The 16,767-nt window shown below is 57.4% G+C and carries 16 protein-coding genes, 1 tRNA gene and 1 pseudogene; 6 read left to right on the forward strand and 12 right to left on the reverse strand.

Annotation, left to right across the window (positions count from 1 at the left end; translation table 11 throughout):
• Positions 1-4 precede the first annotated feature (4 nt).
• From sctR to V8689_RS26035, 8 genes are read right to left on the reverse strand one after another with little or no spacing between them, the layout of a single operon-like run.
• Positions 5-661 carry a type III secretion system export apparatus subunit SctR gene (gene sctR, locus V8689_RS26000; RefSeq protein ID WP_003188328.1) on the reverse strand — a complete coding sequence of 219 codons (657 nt, stop codon included), beginning with the start codon at positions 659-661 and terminating at the stop codon, positions 5-7.
• Positions 658-1,671 carry a FliM/FliN family flagellar motor switch protein gene (locus V8689_RS26005; RefSeq protein ID WP_056785408.1) on the reverse strand — a complete coding sequence of 338 codons (1,014 nt, stop codon included), beginning with the start codon at positions 1,669-1,671 and terminating at the stop codon, positions 658-660. Before V8689_RS26005 ends, sctR begins: the two co-directional genes overlap by 4 nt.
• The gene (locus tag V8689_RS26010; RefSeq protein ID WP_056785410.1) at positions 1,668-2,129 is read right to left on the reverse strand and encodes a type III secretion system HrpP C-terminal domain-containing protein; all 462 of its coding nucleotides are present in this window, start codon (positions 2,127-2,129) and stop codon (positions 1,668-1,670) included. Before V8689_RS26010 ends, V8689_RS26005 begins: the two co-directional genes overlap by 4 nt.
• On the reverse strand, positions 2,126-2,554 hold the full coding sequence (gene sctO, locus V8689_RS26015) for a type III secretion system stalk subunit SctO (protein ID WP_056785412.1): 429 nt from the start codon (positions 2,552-2,554) through the stop codon (positions 2,126-2,128). The genes V8689_RS26010 and sctO overlap by 4 nt, the downstream gene beginning before the upstream one ends.
• Positions 2,541-3,899, reverse strand: a complete 1,359-nt coding sequence (locus V8689_RS26020) for a FliI/YscN family ATPase (RefSeq protein ID WP_056785417.1) — start codon at positions 3,897-3,899, stop codon at positions 2,541-2,543. The genes sctO and V8689_RS26020 overlap by 14 nt, the downstream gene beginning before the upstream one ends.
• Positions 3,896-4,801, reverse strand: coding sequence for an FHA domain-containing protein (locus tag V8689_RS26025; protein ID WP_056785421.1), 906 nt, complete (start codon positions 4,799-4,801; stop codon positions 3,896-3,898). Before V8689_RS26025 ends, V8689_RS26020 begins: the two co-directional genes overlap by 4 nt.
• A gap of 37 nt (positions 4,802-4,838) precedes the next feature.
• Positions 4,839-6,932: a type III secretion system export apparatus subunit SctV gene (gene sctV / locus V8689_RS26030; protein WP_056785424.1), complete on the reverse strand. Its 2,094-nt coding sequence runs from the start codon at positions 6,930-6,932 to the stop codon at positions 4,839-4,841.
• Positions 6,929-7,984 (reverse strand): TyeA family type III secretion system gatekeeper subunit, encoded by a 1,056-nt coding sequence (locus V8689_RS26035; protein WP_056785426.1) that lies wholly within the window; start codon positions 7,982-7,984, stop codon positions 6,929-6,931. Before V8689_RS26035 ends, sctV begins: the two co-directional genes overlap by 4 nt.
• Before the next feature lie 263 nt (positions 7,985-8,247).
• Here V8689_RS26035 and V8689_RS26040 point away from each other — a divergent pair, with 263 nt between their 5' ends.
• The 3 genes from V8689_RS26040 to V8689_RS26050 all read left to right on the forward strand — a co-directional run bounded on the left by V8689_RS26040 (position 8,248) and on the right by V8689_RS26050 (position 10,517).
• Positions 8,248-8,799: an RNA polymerase sigma factor gene (locus tag V8689_RS26040; protein ID WP_056785428.1), complete on the forward strand. Its 552-nt coding sequence runs from the start codon at positions 8,248-8,250 to the stop codon at positions 8,797-8,799.
• Between the two features lie 237 nt (positions 8,800-9,036).
• Positions 9,037-9,113: transfer RNA gene (locus V8689_RS26045), tRNA-Met, on the forward strand.
• A 165-nt stretch (positions 9,114-9,278) separates the two neighbouring features.
• Positions 9,279-10,517 carry a tyrosine-type recombinase/integrase gene (locus V8689_RS26050; RefSeq protein WP_032903968.1) on the forward strand — a complete coding sequence of 413 codons (1,239 nt, stop codon included), beginning with the start codon at positions 9,279-9,281 and terminating at the stop codon, positions 10,515-10,517.
• A gap of 136 nt (positions 10,518-10,653) precedes the next feature.
• Here the strand turns inward: V8689_RS26050 and V8689_RS26055 are convergent.
• The 4 genes and pseudogenes from V8689_RS26055 to V8689_RS26070 all read right to left on the reverse strand — a co-directional run.
• A pseudogene (locus tag V8689_RS26055) lies at positions 10,654-10,899 on the reverse strand (hypothetical protein); the annotation flags it as partial.
• Positions 10,896-11,876 carry an integrase domain-containing protein gene (locus V8689_RS26060; protein WP_033896929.1) on the reverse strand — a complete coding sequence of 327 codons (981 nt, stop codon included), beginning with the start codon at positions 11,874-11,876 and terminating at the stop codon, positions 10,896-10,898. The pseudogene V8689_RS26055 and the gene V8689_RS26060, both read right to left, overlap by 4 nt.
• The gene (locus tag V8689_RS26065; protein WP_033896927.1) at positions 11,860-12,213 is read right to left on the reverse strand and encodes a hypothetical protein; all 354 of its coding nucleotides are present in this window, start codon (positions 12,211-12,213) and stop codon (positions 11,860-11,862) included. The genes V8689_RS26060 and V8689_RS26065 overlap by 17 nt, the downstream gene beginning before the upstream one ends.
• Positions 12,200-13,606 (reverse strand): YfjI family protein, encoded by a 1,407-nt coding sequence (locus V8689_RS26070; protein ID WP_032902229.1) that lies wholly within the window; start codon positions 13,604-13,606, stop codon positions 12,200-12,202. The genes V8689_RS26065 and V8689_RS26070 overlap by 14 nt, the downstream gene beginning before the upstream one ends.
• A 1,240-nt stretch (positions 13,607-14,846) precedes the next feature.
• Between V8689_RS26070 and V8689_RS26075 the strand changes: the two genes are divergently transcribed.
• The 3 genes from V8689_RS26075 to V8689_RS26085 are packed head-to-tail and all read left to right on the forward strand — an operon-like array spanning position 14,847 to position 16,093.
• Entirely contained in the window at positions 14,847-15,176 is a 330-nt protein-coding gene (locus V8689_RS26075) for a hypothetical protein (RefSeq protein WP_056785431.1), read from the forward strand.
• Positions 15,177-15,219: 43 nt separating this feature from the next.
• The gene (locus tag V8689_RS26080) at positions 15,220-15,444 is read left to right on the forward strand and encodes a hypothetical protein (protein WP_032902227.1); all 225 of its coding nucleotides are present in this window, start codon (positions 15,220-15,222) and stop codon (positions 15,442-15,444) included.
• Between the two features lie 55 nt (positions 15,445-15,499).
• Entirely contained in the window at positions 15,500-16,093 is a 594-nt protein-coding gene (locus V8689_RS26085; protein WP_198717101.1) for a hypothetical protein, read from the forward strand.
• The last annotated feature ends 674 nt before the right edge of the window (positions 16,094-16,767 follow it).

Below are 16,767 nucleotides of genomic sequence, written 5' to 3' on the forward strand. Positions count from 1 at the left end.
TCACTCAGAGGTAGGAAAGGAACAGGCTGTCGAGCAACCGCGACCACCCGGAGACCATCACGAACAAGAGCAATTTGAGCGGCAGGGAAATGGTCATGGGCGAGACCATTTGCATCCCCAGCGCCAACAAGAGATTGGAGACAATCAGGTCAATCACGATGAAAGGGATATAGATCAGGAAGCCGATTTCGAACCCCGCCTGCAACTGTGACAGCACAAAGGCCGGCGCCAGCAGGATCAGGTCCTCACGTTGGACCTCCTGCGCCATCTGTGCCGGCCACATGCGCATGGCATTTTCCAACAGGTGGGTAAGGATATCCGGGTCACTGTTGCGCAGCATGAAGGTGCGCAATGGTTTGATCGCCTCCATTCCCGTCTGCTGAAGTGCGCCCACGCTGGTCAGGTCCAGGGGCGACACCTTGACGATCTCGGCCATCTCATAGCCTACAGGCGCCATGATGAACAGGGTGGCCGCCAGGGCAATACCATTGATGGCCATGCCCGGAGGCACCTGCTGCACACCGATGGCATTGCGGGTGATCATCAGCACAATCACGATCTTCAGGAACGCCGTGCAGACGACCAACAGCATGGGCATCAACGACAATGCCCCCAGAAATATTGCCAGGACGACCGGATCTATTCCCTGGAAACTACTCATCGAGAAAAGATCACGCGAGTCATCTGCAGCCCCAGCCGCCCGTCCACTTCAACCAACTGGCCCTGGCCGAGGGGCCGGTCGCCGTAGTAGAGCCCCGCAGTGCCAGGGGCATAGCCGGCGACTCCCAGCACCGCGCCGGGCGCGAGGTTGCGCAGTTCGCCGAGGGTCAGGTTCAGCGTACCGCACCGTACGTTGAGCGCCATACTCAGCTCGTCGAAGGGTTCATGCCCGAACACATCCATCACCGCTGTTTCATCCTCATGCCCTGAGTAAGGCTGTGTTGCAAAATCCTCGTCCACAAACATATCCTCGATAGAAGTAAGGGTAAGACGCGTCGGCCCGGATCCAGCGTCGATCCAGCCCACCAGACGCTGTTTGCCGACCTGCACATGGCCGGTTCCCGACGCACTGAAAAAGGCTCGTTCAAGCACCAGCACGTCACCGGCACGCAAGCTGCGCAGCTGGTGCATGGATAACCGCAGGCGCCCGAGCGTTACGTCCACCGCCAGCTGAAACTGCGCCGGCATTGGCTCCGCCTTGAGCCGCCACGGCCCCGCCTTGCATAGCGCCAGAAAGCTCTCGACAGACAGCCACAGATAGCCCGTGACGCGAGAGGCGCCGAGCGTCACGCAGAGTCGACAACCAAAGTTCAAGGGCCGGGTGCCGGGCAGCAAACGCAGGTAACCAAACAGCGCTTGCACCTGAGGGCTCAGATGATGCTGAAACAACTTCCAGAACCAGGCGTCGGGATCGTTGCCGGCCTGTGCGAACGTCACCGGGCATTCACCCATCAGGCTTAACTGCGGTCCTGGCTCGCTGAAGGCCAATACTCCACAGGCGGTTTCGAAGCAAAGCGGCTGGATACCCACCGGAGCAGTACCAGGCTCCATTCTCAACTCGCCTCTCGACCCGGCGACCTCGAACGGCATACACAACCCTTGCCCCAACCGCTGCCGGGCAACCGCAATATCGGCTTTGAATGTGGGAAATATCAGAGGTGGCAACATCATGCCTGCGCCGATTTTGCCAGATACACATTGACGGGCTGGCGCAGGCTCGCCGCCAGCCGTTGCTCACATTGTTGGCGTACGCCACTGAGCCAGCGCGCCGTGTTGTCTTGCTCCGCGTCCAGCTCGACATTCCAGCTCCCCTGCTCCCGGCGGATACTGGCGTTGATCCGTCCCAGGCGGCCCAGGTGAAAAACCGCCATCATCGGCCATTGCGAACCGACGAGCATTCGCGGCGCCAACTGCTCGGTCAACGCCTCGATCATGGCGACATCGCCCGAGGCTTTGGTTGCGTTCAGAGACGCTCCATATCCCCCGCCGTCCTGGCCCCCATCGTTAAACAACCGGGCGAACAATCGTCCTTGCTCCCAAGGCACCAGGGCGCCGAATTCAGGCGCACGGTCATCGCGAAACTCACGCGGACGCGGACGTTCAGGCGGACTAACTGAAACCTGTTTCATATCGGCTCCTGCGTCAGTAACTTAGATAGCTCTTGGATTTTTTCCACCTGGCGCAAGCACAAGGTGACGTGTTTCTGCGCGTGGCCGACCTGTGCAGCCTGCTCTTGCTGCCGCTGTTTGAGTTGCAACAACTGGCCTTCTTCACGCCGGGTACCCGCCGATAATTGCCGCTCCTTGGCATTCCAGTTTTTCAGCGCCTTGAACGTCACCACCTGCCCCTGGTGCAGACTCAACAGCTCGGCGCATTGCCGGGCCTCTTCCAGGCGGGTTTGTTCGAGGACTTCTTGCGCCTCCCGGATGTGCGCGACCAGCGCTTGCTGCGCCCGTTTCGCCTCACGCAGCGCACGCTCGGCGCGGTCAGCACGGTGTCGACGCAAACGTCGCAGAGTGTCGATTTCACCCGGTAACACTTCAGAATGGGACATGGGCGGTCAGCTCAGCCAATTGATCCATGGTGGCGGCAAGCGGCGAAGGTTCGCGCAAGTCCTGGCGCAGAAAGCCATCCACCGCCTGCCGACTGTCAACTGCCAGGTCGGTAAGCGCATCGTTGCCGGGCTGATATTCCCCTAGCTTGAGCATCAGCTCGATCTGCTGGTAAGCCGACAGCAAGCGTCGTAACGCCGTACCGGCACGGATATGCACGGGCTCGGCGACATTGCTCAGAATCCGCGAAAGGCTGGCCAGTACATCGACCGCCGGGTAGTGGCCGCGCTCGGCCAGCTTGCGCGACAGGACGATATGACCGTCGAGCAGAGAGCGCACCTCATCCGCCACCGGATCGTTCATGGAGTCCTGTTCGATCAGCACTGTATAGATGGCCGTGATCACGCCTTCACGGGTCAAGCCGGCACGCTCCACCAAGCGTGGCAACAAACTGTAGACCGACGGCGGCAGACCACCGCGCCCCAAGGGTTCACCGGCAGCCAGGCCGATTTCACGCTGGGCCCTGGCAAAACGGGTCAGAGAGTCGATCAGCAACAGCACCCGCTGGCCCTTACGCCGGAAACCTTCGGCCAGCGCGGTTGCCGTGAACGCGGCACGCGCGCGCTCCATGCTTGAGCGGTCGGAGGTTGCGCACACCAACACGGCCTTGGCACGCAACTGCTCGTCCAGTTCGTGATCAAGAAACTCGCGCAACTCCCGGCCCCGCTCCCCGATGAGACCGAATACGATCACATCGCACTCCACGTTACGGGCGATCTCGGCCAACAAGGTGGTCTTGCCACAACCGGCACCGGCAAACAGCCCCACACGCTGCCCCTCCCCCAGAGTCATCAGGCCATCAATCGAGCGCACACCCGTGGCCAGTGCACGGTTGATCCGCGGCCGTTCGGTAGGAAGAGGCGCCTCACATAACACGGTGGTCGCCCCAGGTGTGTCCGCTTCCACGAACGCGCCCACACCATCGCCCGCAATCGGGCGACCAAAACCATCCAGCACCTGTCCCAACAGCTCATCACCGACCCGAACCTGATGCGGAACCCCCAACCGCGCAACGCTGGCCCCTACACGCACACCTTCCAGATTGCCCAGGGCACTGAGCACCGCATCGCGCTGATCGAACCCGATGATCTCGGCGAGCATGTAGTCGCCCGGTGCTTTTTCGACTTGGCATAGGTCGCCAATACGGGCCTGCGGCAATCGGCATTGCAACAGCATGCCGTTCACGCGCTGAATACGACCGAGCATCGTCACCGGTGCGAAGCTGCTCAACGCCTGTGACTGGTTCAGTTGCCAGGCCTCCAGACGCTCCTGCAGCGAACCCTTCACCAGCCCACCTCATAACGTTGCTCGCCGTCGAAAACCACTTTGCTGTTATCGATCAAAACCAGGCGCAGACCATCCACTTCATCACCCACGAATAAGCGGGTTCCTTCTTCCAGCACCACGTGGCCATTCGGACCGCCCACTATCTGCAAGATCTTGAACGGTAACCTGCCATCGCGTACCCGTACGCGACTGATCACCGGCACCACCGTGTCGAATTGCTCGGCAAAACGGTCGAGCATGCGCGCAATCAGTTCCACTTCATCCTGGGAAACAACACCATTGAGGGCAATCTGACCATTGACGATCTGCAAGCTGACACGCTGGAGCAATTCGCGCTCGTTGAGCATCCTCATGAGTTGCTGGCGCACCTCAACGGGTGAGTCCAACCCAGGTTTCTGAATGACCGCCGGCATCAGCGATGCCTGGGCTTCGCGCTCACCGCTGAAGATAATGCCAACCGCAGCGATGATCACGGCGCATAGCAGCACCAGGCTGACCAGGCGTTTTTGCTGCAACGTGGAAATGGAAGACAGCGTCAGCGGCAATGGCGCCGGGGGCAAGGGTTCCGTTGCCGGCTGGGGCGGCTTGAGCACCGATGCCTGGCGCCAAGGATGATCGGCAGGGCTGACACACAAGCTGACGGAGCCAATCACAAACGGCGTGTTGAGTGCCAGATCGCCGATCTGCGCCAACATTTGCCCATCGCTGTTTTTCAGCAACCCCGCTTCAGCCTGCACTGACCAGCGCCCTTCGAGCAATAACAGGCGTGCGTGGTGCTCGGCGACACCTGGGTCATCCAGCAAGAGGTCGGCGCCCGCGTTGGCGCCAAGGCTCCATTGCTCGCCAAACAGAGGCAGCGCGGCCCCTTGATGCGAACCATCCAACACTCGGAGTTCGAACATCAGTACGTCCCCCCGTACTCTGCAAGTAGCGATGTGTTCATGCCAATGTCCCGTGCATCAACTCATCCTGGCCAAGGTCAAAACGCCCCAGCACCTTGACCTTGGAATTGCTCCCCAGCTCGGCGAAAGACAACACCGGTACATGGTTGAACTCCTCAAGCAACAAGGTTCGCAAGGGGCTGCGCAAATCCTGCGCCACCAACAACACGCTTTTAATTTTTGCGCGTGCACTGAAGGCCTGGTTGAGCAGGTTGATCAGCGCAGCGCTATTGTCGCCGTCGAGTGCAAAGAACACCCCGGTCTGGGTCTGACGCAGTGCCTCGCGCAACACGTTTTCGGTCTGCGGTGACAACAGCCAGGCATGCAGCCCATCGGCCTCGCTGTACTGGTGGTAGATCTGCGACTTGAGGGCAATGCGCGCATAGTCAGCCAGTGCTTCGGGCTCACGTTCGTGCTGGCCGTATTCGATCAGCGATTCGACAATCAACCTCACGGCGCGCAACGGAACCCCTTCGCTGGCCAGGCGTTGCAGCACCGCCGAAAAGCGCGAGATTGGCATGATGCGCTGCAGCTCCTGCACCAGTTCGGGTTGATTGTTCTCCAGCCAACTGAGGATCGCCTTGCTCTCCTGAATCCCCAGGAACTGCGGCCCGCTGAGCATCATCGCCTTCTTCATGCGCTCGACGATCAGGCTCGTCGCATTGAAGCGCTCCAACTGCGCGTCATTGAGCAGTGGGTCGTCAGGTGGCAGCCAGAGCCAATCCTGCTCGTTACGCTCGGCCAATCCCGGTATGCCATGCTCAGGCTCAACCGTCAGGGCGCTGCGCTCTACGGCAACGCGCTGGACCACCGACGCCTTGACCATTGGCACTTCATGAACGCAGAAGCGCATTTCATCATCGGCCAGCGAGTCATCGATCTCGACCTCAAACGGCGGCAATGTCAGGCCGATATTGGCAACCAGGGAATTTCGAACCTGGCGGATGCCGTGAATAAGATCGGTCACCTCAGGCGTGCCGCGCAGGGCCGAGGGAAACTGCAATAGATAAGGCCGGGACGGATCAAACCCGCGCAGGTCCTCTTTGCCATTTTCTTCAGGCCGCATGGCTTCGACGGCTTCGGCTTCTGGCTGCGCTTCACGTCGGCGCCGACGGTCGAGGTAATAACCCAAGGCACCGGTCATCATCGCCAGCAGGATAAACACCAGGGTCGGCATGCCAGGCACGATCGCAAACACCAGCATGGCCACCGAGGCGATCATCCAGCTCTTGGGCTCACTGGTCATCTGGCGTGCGATCTCGGCGCCCATGTTCGTGATGCCCTTGCGCCCTTCCGGTGCCACGCGGGTAATGATCATACCGGCGGTCAGAGAGATCAGCAGCGCGGGAATTTGCGCAATCAGGCCATCACCGATGGTCAGCACAGAATACAGCGCCATCGAATCGGCAGCGCTCAAACCGTGCTGAAACATCCCCGTGGAAAACCCACCCAGCAGGTTGACCACCACAATGATCAAGCCAGCGATGGCATCGCCTTTGACGAACTTCATCGCGCCATCCATGGCGCCGAACAGCTGGCTCTCGCGGGACAGCTGTTCACGCTTGTCGCGCGCTTGCGCACCGTCAATCAAACCGGCACGCAAGTCACTGTCGATGGACATCTGCTTGCCCGGCATTGCGTCCAGGCTGAAGCGCGCCGCCACTTCGGCAACCCGCTCAGAGCCCTTGGTGATCACCAGAAAGTTGACCAGGGTGAGGATCAGGAAGATCACCATCCCGACAGCCAGGTTGCCGCCCACTACGAAGTTGCCGAAGGCCTCAACGATATCGCCGGCGTCCTGTTCGAGCAGAATCAAGCGCGTCGTAGCGATCGACAATGCCAGGCGAAACATGGTGGTCAGCAACAAAATCGACGGGAAGGAAGAGAACGCCAAAGGCCCGGGCAAGTACAGCGCCAGCATGATCAACAGGCAGGAAATACAGATATTCAGCGCAATCAGAATGTCCACCAGCCAGGTAGGCAGCGGCACGATGAAGATGAACACAATGGCCATGATCACCACGGCGCCCAAGACCTCGGCGCGCTGCGCTACCTTGAGCAGTATGCCGTTGACGGTGGACAGCACGTTCACGCCAGGATACTCGAATTGGGAAAGCCAGGGCTTATGCCTTCGAGGCGGGCAAGCTCGTCCATCACCAGTAGAAAGTTATGCAGCGCCTCTTGGCGTGACTGGCTATCCGGCCACAAAGCCAGGGGCAATTTCAGAAACAGCGGATAAAGCGCATTGAGCGCCACGAGTGTTGACGTGCCGGCCCCCATATCTTCGGCCAGGCGCATGACTTCATTTGTCACGATGCCGGTACTTGTATAACCCAGCAGGCGTTGCAGCAGGCTTACCGCATGCAGTTCGGTTGCAAGGTTCTGGACCAGCTCACGACAGCTGCACAACACCCCGCTCAATGCACCGCAGCTGCGCAGCCCTACCAGCAAGGTGCGCAACATTGCCGTAGGCACGGAGGACACATGGGCGGCGATGTCGGCCGTCAGGGCGCTGGACATCACATTCAAGCCATGTGCAAAACGGTCGTCACCGTAGACGCCCAGCAGCGCCTGCATCATGGTGGCCAGGGATTGCCGTGTCACCACACTGGCGTAATACAGCGCGCGCAGCGCCTGGCGCTCTTGTGGATCGCCACCCGCCGTCTGCAAGGCCATGGCGATATTCAGGCCCGCCTGGATCTGCCCTTTGAAACGGACCTCCAGCTTGGCAATAGCATCCCGCGCCAGGTCGGCTTCGGAGCTGCGCACGTCGGCCTCGGCCTGCTCGCACACCGCCTTGAGTACCACGAAGGTGCGCGCCGGATCACCGCCAGTGGCCTCCAGCAACTTATCGATGCTGGGTTGCATCAGCAATTGCAGCCTGATTCGACGCGCTACCGCGGCAAAGCTTTCCTGGGCCGGATGCCCCAACTGCTCATAGAGCTGCGCGAGCGCCTGGACAGGAGGCACACGTACGCCAATTTTGCGTTTGTCCAACGTGCGGCTGCTGGATTCAACCTCCTGACTGAAGTGTAGGAAAAGATCATCGATACCTTGGCCTGGCTCAGGCTTGGCGGCCGGGCTAACGGTGGGGAGTTCCACACGCGGGGTCATTGGCACTTCGGGGGTAGATTCGACTTTCATGGGCAGGCCAGTACAGGAAGAGAGTGTCAATGTGTGGTTAGGCCCGTCCAGATGGTTCCATTGAAACTCGCTCTTCCAACAAGGTGAAAAAACCCGCACAAGCCCCTGGTGCCTTTTGCAAATTACTGCACAAAAGCGCCACGAAATTGAAGTATTTATATATATAAATCATTGGGTTATGTGAAGATTCTCCTTTGGCACAGGCAGTGCAAAAGAGGTAAACGCCGAAATTATTTCGACTGCGTCTACCTTAAGGAAAAATCATGAATATCCCTATTGAAGCCTTAGTTCACCTTGGTGGCAGTTCGCCTCAATTCATGCTCCATCTGACAGACGACCAACAGAAAAAACTCCGACGTTTCATTCACAAACGGGTACTCAACCCGGAAGACGCGGATGATCTTTTGCAACTGACATACTTGGAAGCCTGGCGCAATCGCGAGCGTTTCAGTGGTACCGCGACGCTGAGTACCTGGATGTGCGGTATCGCGCAAAACCTGATCCGCAACCACTTTCGACGCCTATATGCCAAGCCTGCACATTGCGAATTCGATGAGTCGCTGTGGCACGGACAGGAAGAAAGCCACAGCCTGGACTGGGAATTCGAGGTCAACCGGAGACTGGAAAATACCCTGAGCGCGATCGATCACTTGCCCACAGAAATGCGTAGGACGTTGTATGCCTCGCTGGAAACCGACGGCAGCTACCAGGACACCGCCGACGTACTGGACATTCCTATCGGCACCGTGCGCTCGCGCCTGTCACGGGCACGCGAACAGCTCAAGCGCGTCACCCACAGCCCACTGCACCCGTAAGTTGAATTAGCCGGTCAAGCGTTGGGCGACAGGGATATCTGCCCAACACTGCCGGACTTGGCCCGCGAGTAAACCTTCAAAGACACCGAGCGTCTTCTACTCCCCCTCATCCACGGTGCATTCGCCACCGCCCGTCGCCAAAATCAGCGCTTTGGCTTAAACAGTTGAAAGCGTAGAAAAATTTTCAACAAAAACGCTTGACGCATTGCCGTTCCAAGCGAATAATGCGCGCCACTTGGCTACATAGCTCAGTTGGTTAGAGCATAGCATTCATAATGCTGGGGTCCGGGGTTCAAGTCCCTGTGTAGCCACCAAGTACCGATTTATAGAGATCCAAGGATGTCTATAAATTACCTCAAGAAGCCCGCCTCGTGCGGGCTTTCTTGTATCTGGACGTCCAAGCTGGTCCACCTACATCCTTCACATCTTGTATGCCTCCATGTATGCTTCAATAAAAATTGAACTGGAGGCATACACGAGTGAAACGCAGCGATATTAAACGCCGTCCTCTCTCCGATACCGCACTAGTCAATCTCGCTCCCGAAGCGGGGGCCTACCGTGAGCTAGACAGCTCGGGGCTGTATTTCAGAGTAAAGCCTAACGGGCAGAAGTCGTGGGAGTTGCGCTATAAGAAGCCCGACGGCAAATGGTCGTGGCTCGGGCTTGGCGGTTACCCAGAAGTCAGCGGCGCCCTTGCTCGGCAAAAAGCTGCTGAATTGAGATCGGATGCAGCAGAAGGCAAAAATCCGATAGCCTCCAAGAAAGCTAGAAAAGCTGCGGAGATAGCAGCAACAAACGAAACCTTTGAAGTCTTGGCTCGTGAATGGCATACGTCTCGCTTGGCTGGCTGGGATGTCGGCACAGCAAAAAGAGTCCTTGGAGCCTTGGAACGCCACGTGTTCCCTCTTGTCGGAAAACGTCCTTATGTCTCCATCATGTCGATGGAATGGATGGAGCTTTTGAGAGGGCTCGAACGTCAGGGAATCCTCGAGCAGATGAGTCGCGTGAGGGCTTACTGCAAAGACATCTACGACCTGGCTCGCGTAACCGGCAGGGCGATGAACAACCCCTTAGAGGGGGTTCATAAATTTCTGTCATCGGGAAAGGCCGAGAACTACGCCCATGTCTCCCTGGAAGAACTTCCCGCACTGCTCAGAGCAATACGATCATACCCACACGCCAGGGATATCCAGCTTGGCCTCCAACTGCTTACTCTCATGGCTGTCCGCCCCAGCGAGCTTCGAGAGGCATACTGGGCTGAGTTCGACTTTGACAAACGGCTTTGGACCATCCCCGTTGAACGCAAAGGCCGTAAAAAAGGGCGTGAACACCTTGTACCACTCTGCAAGCAGGCACTAAGCGCTCTTACTGAACTAAGGAAAATCACGGGAGCGTACCCATTGCTGTTCCCTGGTCGAAGTGATCGAACCAAGCCTCGCAGCGATACCGTTTTTCTGATGGCGCTAAGGCGCCTTGGTTACGAAGGACGACAGACCGGACATGGCTTCCGTCATATTGCAAGCACCGTACTCAACGAGCACGGTTTTCCAGCGGACCACATTGAAGCCCAGCTCAGTCACAAGCCGTCAGGTGTCCGAGGGATCTATAACAAGGCTCAGTACCTGGAGCAACGTACGACAATGATGCAGTGGTACGCCGATTATCTTGACGGGCTTGAACAGGAAATATCAGAGCCGTATAAAACTACGGCCTCTTAGCTTCTTGCCCAGTGAAGAGAGTCCGCAGAGCGTCCTGATAGGCTTAGCTTGAAGTCGACCATTTAGGTTGCGGGATGCCACAGCTTGGTGAGCATTTATCCAAATTGAGCTGACTGTCAGCTTTAATACTTTCACACCGCCTACGAATTAGCGCTGTTGTTAACTCGTAATAGTAGACGGTAGCTGGAGCTGAGCATCGCAGGTAGTGCTTCAGAAACCATCTCACGTGCTTTTCTCTCCAGGACCAGGGCGTCGCGCAACCCCAACGCTCACGAATCGCCTCGTGCATCCTTTCTGCTTGCCTGATGTGCCGCTGCCGCGTGGCATGCGCACCTTTAAGCAGAGGGCTCAAAAACAACTCCATATCGAACTCGGACTTCATCGATGACCTCCGATGTAGGCACTCACAACGTCGATGCGGTTATGCCCCAACTCGTGGCTGATCTGCTGGCGTGCACACTGATCGAGTGCTCGATCCTCTCGATGACAACGACCGCCATTGATGGGCGCGGAGAAGCCGGTCAGTTGCTCATAGCGCTCACAGGCGTAAGCCGCCCGCAGCTCATGAAAACCTTTCAATCCATGCTCATGCAGAATGTCCCGTGCCGGTCGCACAACTACCTGCATAAAGTCTTTGTAGCTTTCGTCGGGCGCCAACAAATTCCGGCTGCCATTGGGTGAGTTCGCGCTGGCCCAATCCAGGGCATCGCGAACTTGATCCGTTACCGTAATCCAGCGCGGTGCCGATGCGCCTGATCGACCGCCTTTGGTGCCATCCTGGATGTTGATCTTGCCCAGTTGCCGACCCTCACGTTGCAGTCGGGGCAGATCGGCCAGGATCGCTTCGCGCAGGCGCATACCAGTCTCACGGGCGAGGAGCACAATGGCACTCACCCTCGATTGCTGACGATCTGACAGAGTCCGCGCGATCAACTCGACCTGCGCACGGTCTTGGCCTTGCGGAGCCTCACTACGCACGCTTGAGCGCTGCAAGCCAAGCGCCTTACTCGGACTCGGGATTTTGACGTACTGATCACCGCGCAGCGCGGCCATCGTTCGGTTCACGCTGGACAGTCGGTTCTGCGCGGTGGCAATGCCGACGTTGCCCTGATCAACCTGCTCCCGCACGTGGACGGCGTACCGCATGAGGATCTCGCGGTCTATCTGGCGCGCGTCGTTGACCCTCGGCCCTTCATCGGATCGACACCAATGCACGAACGCCTGCCAGCGATCACTATGGGCTTTGACGGTAGCAAAATGGCCGTCGCCAAACAGGTCTTTCAGTGCTTGCGGTCCAGCATAGCTAAGCTGGCGACCGAAGCCGAAATTGCGCCCCGCTCGCTTACCGACCCGAGCCATTTTTCTGTTCCTGATCGACTGCCGCGAGATCATGCAAAAGGGCTCGCCAGTGCGCACTTACAATCGCGAACTGAGCCCAATCAGTCGGGCGAAAACACAGCGTGTTGTCAGTGACGTAGAGATGCACGCCCTGCTCTTTCAACAACTGAATGATGGCTGTCGTCGAGGTGATAGTTTTACGGGTGGTGGCGACACCGGCGACAGCGGCGACATCCCTTGCCCTGCTTGGCTTTGAGCGTGGCGACAAAGTGGCGACAGTAGCGGCGACAAATTGCGCTTTCGGCTCCTTTTCGCGCTGAGCCAGATGGTTGCGCAGCGCTTCATCAAGATTGAACATGGCGCACCTCGAAGGTGTGGCCGTCGGTGATGAGCCACTGATGATCAATCAACTCGACCAGCAGCTTGGCGGCATGACGACTGCTCTTGCGGGCAAAGCGGGGACCGTTGCGATTCAATTCACGAATACTGAAACGCTTCCAATCTTTGACCTGTAGCCATCGCAGCAGCCGGTCTGCCTCCTCTTTTACTCGACACACTGGCTCCTGCTCAGTCAGGCGCTGGATCTCGGTGAGGTAGTAGCCGACTAAAGCGGAGGCACGCTGGATATGGTCGACCTCCACGGCGCTGCTCTCCTCCACAACTGCAAGAATGCCGGCGACGCGCAGCAGGTTATCGGCGGCCTTTGATCCGCTGGGCCGTACGCTGGCCAGCTCGCCAAACTCCCCCAGCTGAGCTTCGATAGCATCATGCAAATCAATCCAGCGACGGCGGGCCAACGGACTGAGGGTCAGCGGTGACAGCTGCAGAGCACCGTCAGCGGAAAGTGACCAAGGCTTATGAAACAGGGCCGAAAGGCGGTGGTGATATCGCTTTAGGACGGCGTCTTTCGACAAGTCGACAGCCTGATAGCTACGTTGTCCAGCCAGGCTGGTGGGCCAGGTCATCAGGCAGCGTCCGAGGATGCCTTGCCCCTGGAGCAACGGATCACTTAGTAACTGTATGGCCAAGTACGGTTGCAACATCAGGTGCAGGCTCACGCGTCGGTCATAGGCTCGCAGGCTTTCACCTGCCATGGAGCGCGCGCGATCTATCGGACTGCCATCCCAGAGTGACGACAAGGTTGTTACCGCTTTCAAGCGGTTATCCCGACTCATGGTGCTGCTACCGAGGAATTGTCCACCCTCATCACAGAACAGCCCCATGCTAGGCAGGTCATGACAAAGCCCCTTCACTAGGGCCTCGATAGTCGGGTCCGTGGTGATCAGCCGAGGGGCTGAGGGCTCCGCTTCGAGTGACATTCCGTTCGCGGACTCAGGATCGGCAGGCTTGATACGCTGCGCCTGTCGCTGTGCGGCACGGTACCGGGTAAGTTGTTCGCGATAGCGCTGCCACTGCTCACGCTCCCATTGCCGTGCTGGCAGCAATGCACATCGATCTGCCGCCGTTTTACGATCCCCTGACGCGGCCACCGTGATCAGGTACAGCGACAGCGGATAACTGCGCCCGTCGAGCTGTAAGCCCGCATGACCTTGAGTGGCCAGAGCCGAGGCAGCCAACATCGATTGTGCGGCCAGTGCTTGGGGCACGCCGATGACCTCGGCCATGCGCTCTACCGCAGGCCCAAGAATTCCACCCAGTGCCTGCACCGGATAAGCCTGGGCGACGGGATTCGACTCAATCAGCGGTCGAGGTCGTCGTGGTTGTTCAAGCTTCGGATCTAACTGCTGCATGGGCCCTCTCCTCGTTCATTGCTGGTTGCCCTCACGTAGTCCCGCCACGGATGTTGAGTGTTATCAGGGATCAAGGCCCCTGCGGCCTGTGAGGTGTTCACTGACGCGGAACGCACGGCTCCTTACGACCGGGAGCGAGGGCATAAACCCATGAATCTGGCCTCCTTAGACGCATCCGAAGATGCGGGCGGGTGGAGGCTGTGCCGACTGACGAGTTCGGCACCTAGAGATCCTGGGTGAGAGAAGGCAACAACATCGACATCTGGCGCATGCCTGACTGTCAGTCAGGTGCAGCCTTTCCATAGGTTGCGGCACCAGTGGCTGTGTCGTTGTGGATGGCGACGAATCGGATTTGTCAGGCCGATTGTCACGAGGAGAGTTGCGGCAATGCCTTGTACGACGTGGCTTGCAGCAGTGGTACGAGCGCCCGTCTCTTTCCAGGAGAAAGAGACGGGCGCAGTCTGGCGCAGCGAGGTGTGCAGAGAGGTGAGGTTGCTGCAGCGCAGCGAGGTAGGTCCATCGTCTGCCGCAGTGGACAGATCAGTCGAGTAGGCATCCATCACTCTTGGGGAGTGACCGTGCGAACCGCCGGACGCTAATCGCACTTGGGGAAGAACCATCACGCAAGTGGCGTAGCCTTGAAGGTTCTGGCTACCTGGGCAGGTGCTGTCAACGACAGCGATCCATGCGCCAATTTTTATACCCACTCGAAAAGACGGTCAAGCGTCACGGCCAAAGCGTGCAAAAAGTGGCGACTGTCGCCACTTTTGTCGCCACGCTGCAGGGCATGTCCGACGTGGGTTGTCGCCGGTGTCGCCGGTGTCGCCACTGCTCTAGCCATGACCACGGCAAGATCCGTTCTTACAATGTGGCGGCACTCGAAAAGTGATTACTGATGGGTAACGAAGGCTTGATGCTTATTGAAATTCAAAATGAGATTGTGGAACGAAGTGGCTCGAAAAAAACGGCTGAACCCTCCAACCGGCGCGATCAAAGATCGCTGGATCGGAGGGTTTGGCGGGAAAAGCAAAATCTCAAACGTCAAATACAGCCTCAAGCATCAAGCTAGTTGATTGGGAAGTGGCGGCTTCACGCCCCATGACCAGCGGCTGCTGCAAGCATGCAGTATCAATAAGATATACATCCGAATGAGGCTGCCAGCCAATCGACTATTTTTCTTCAATTCAGTTAAGCTCGGTACCGTAGTTTTTTTCGACGATGCACTTCAACAGGAGAGTCAATGCACAAGGTTTTGCTTGCCGTCAGAGCCATCCAGAAAGGTGATGTGTTCGGCTATTACAGCCATCAACTCACCCTTCCCTTCGCACCGTTCCCAGGCCTTCGTTTTGAGCAAGGAACCAGTTGCACGTTGTGGGAAACGATGACTGGCTCGGAGCTTGCTCCATCTGTTGAGCAGGTCATCTACGACTTGGATGAGGAACAATTCGTCTGCCTATTTGATGTGGACATCCCATTGAAGGCATCTTTTTGGACTGATGATGTAGGTCTGAAGCCCGGATCTGTCAGCGCTATCGGCGAATACTTCCGTAACATGCCCATTCATAGGTAGCTAAGAGCCCAGTACGCCAGCCTTTTCATAAGGAATTATTACGATGAGCGAAACCATGACTGCCGACGAACTCAATCTACTTCTGGACAACATTCGCCTAGAGATTGGTTACCAAGGGGAGGTTACGACCCTCACCTTGAAGCCGCGTCAGGCAGAAGAAATTGATGCTATCAAGAACGGCCTTTACGTTGAGGGGCGTACCTTTCAGTTCAACTCAGCGACCAACAAGCTCACTGTTGACTCGACGAATTGCCCCGTCCACGAGTGATATGTACTAAGGCTGACCCACCGAGCTTTTTCACACATACGCAAGGATGCGAGCAATGCCCGTGCTCAAGAAAAGTCTTTCGAAAAGCCTCATAGCCGTAATCGCCTCAGTTGGTGGCGCCTGCCTTGAAGCCACTACCGACATAATCAAGAAAAACCTCGAGCCCGCGTTGATCAGCGTACGAAACAGCTTTGAGGATCGACTCTCGCCCCTTCCAGAACACGCGTTGATCGGACTAAGTTTGGACTTCTACATGCCTTCGACCCTGGGCAGTGAAACCAGCGCTGAAGGCGTCTCAGCGTCCATCCCAGGAAGAAGCTGTCGCAAGTCTGGTGGACATGACATCGTTCGCGTATTTGACGAGTCAGCAAACGCTCATCGCACGAACGCCGTAATGATCATTCATTGCAGTCCCTCGGGGCGTGTTTCGGTAAGCCTTGCTCCACAAAACGGCCAGATCGTTCCAATTTATGAAGGCCACTTCAAAGACGGTGAGAAAGCTGGCTTCCCGGGAGTACCCGGCAGTTATTACGCCGGCGTTCTGACAATACATCGCCTTGACGCAGTAGAGCCAAAGGGTCCTTGGGTACCGGCCAATAAATGTCAGGTAGACAACAGCTGTAACCCTGAAGATTTTTCGATCAACTAAGGCCCTGTGTACCCGCTACTACCCTAGCCATGCCTAGGCTATCGGAGACCAACTTGTCAGAAACCTCTCTCACTTTCAAATGCCTAGGCCACACCATGCGTGAGGACGGCTTGATTGGGCGCTACCACCTAAAGGTGACCGATATCAGGAGTGGCAGTACCGCGACAATCTCTGTGGAGCCCAGGCACCTTGCCTCCGCCCGAAGCATGAAAAGGATCCTTCTAGCTCGGTGCATGTTCTACAGGGCAACACGCGCATCGCACGACAATATGCTACTCGACATTCTTGATCCGCAATCTGGAGGAACTCAAGATTAGCCTGGCCTGTCTGGCTTTTCGAGCATCATCAGTTTTCTTTTCGCAAGTTCCATCACCGAATCAAAGAACCTATATGGTGTCTAGCCAGAATGACCATGGAACTGAACAGAGCGTTGAGTGTTCGGCAGATGACATCAGTGCGTATATAAAGATGCGAGTTGCAGTAGTCAGCGTCCTGGCTTTATGGCCGCCCAATGTTATCCAGGAGGCCCTAATTAAGCTTCTCCTGTGGGACGAGCAAATTTCTTTAGGAAATAGAAAAACACTTGCAAGGGCTAGGCGAGTCGGTGGAAATCTTCATGTCCGTCAACCCTGACGAATACGATGACGTCAGCTGGAGCACGTTTTGGCCTGCGC

The organism is Pseudomonas sp. AK181, from assembly GCF_051122975.1.
In the GTDB taxonomy this organism is placed as follows: domain Bacteria; phylum Pseudomonadota; class Gammaproteobacteria; order Pseudomonadales; family Pseudomonadaceae; genus Aquipseudomonas; species Aquipseudomonas lactis.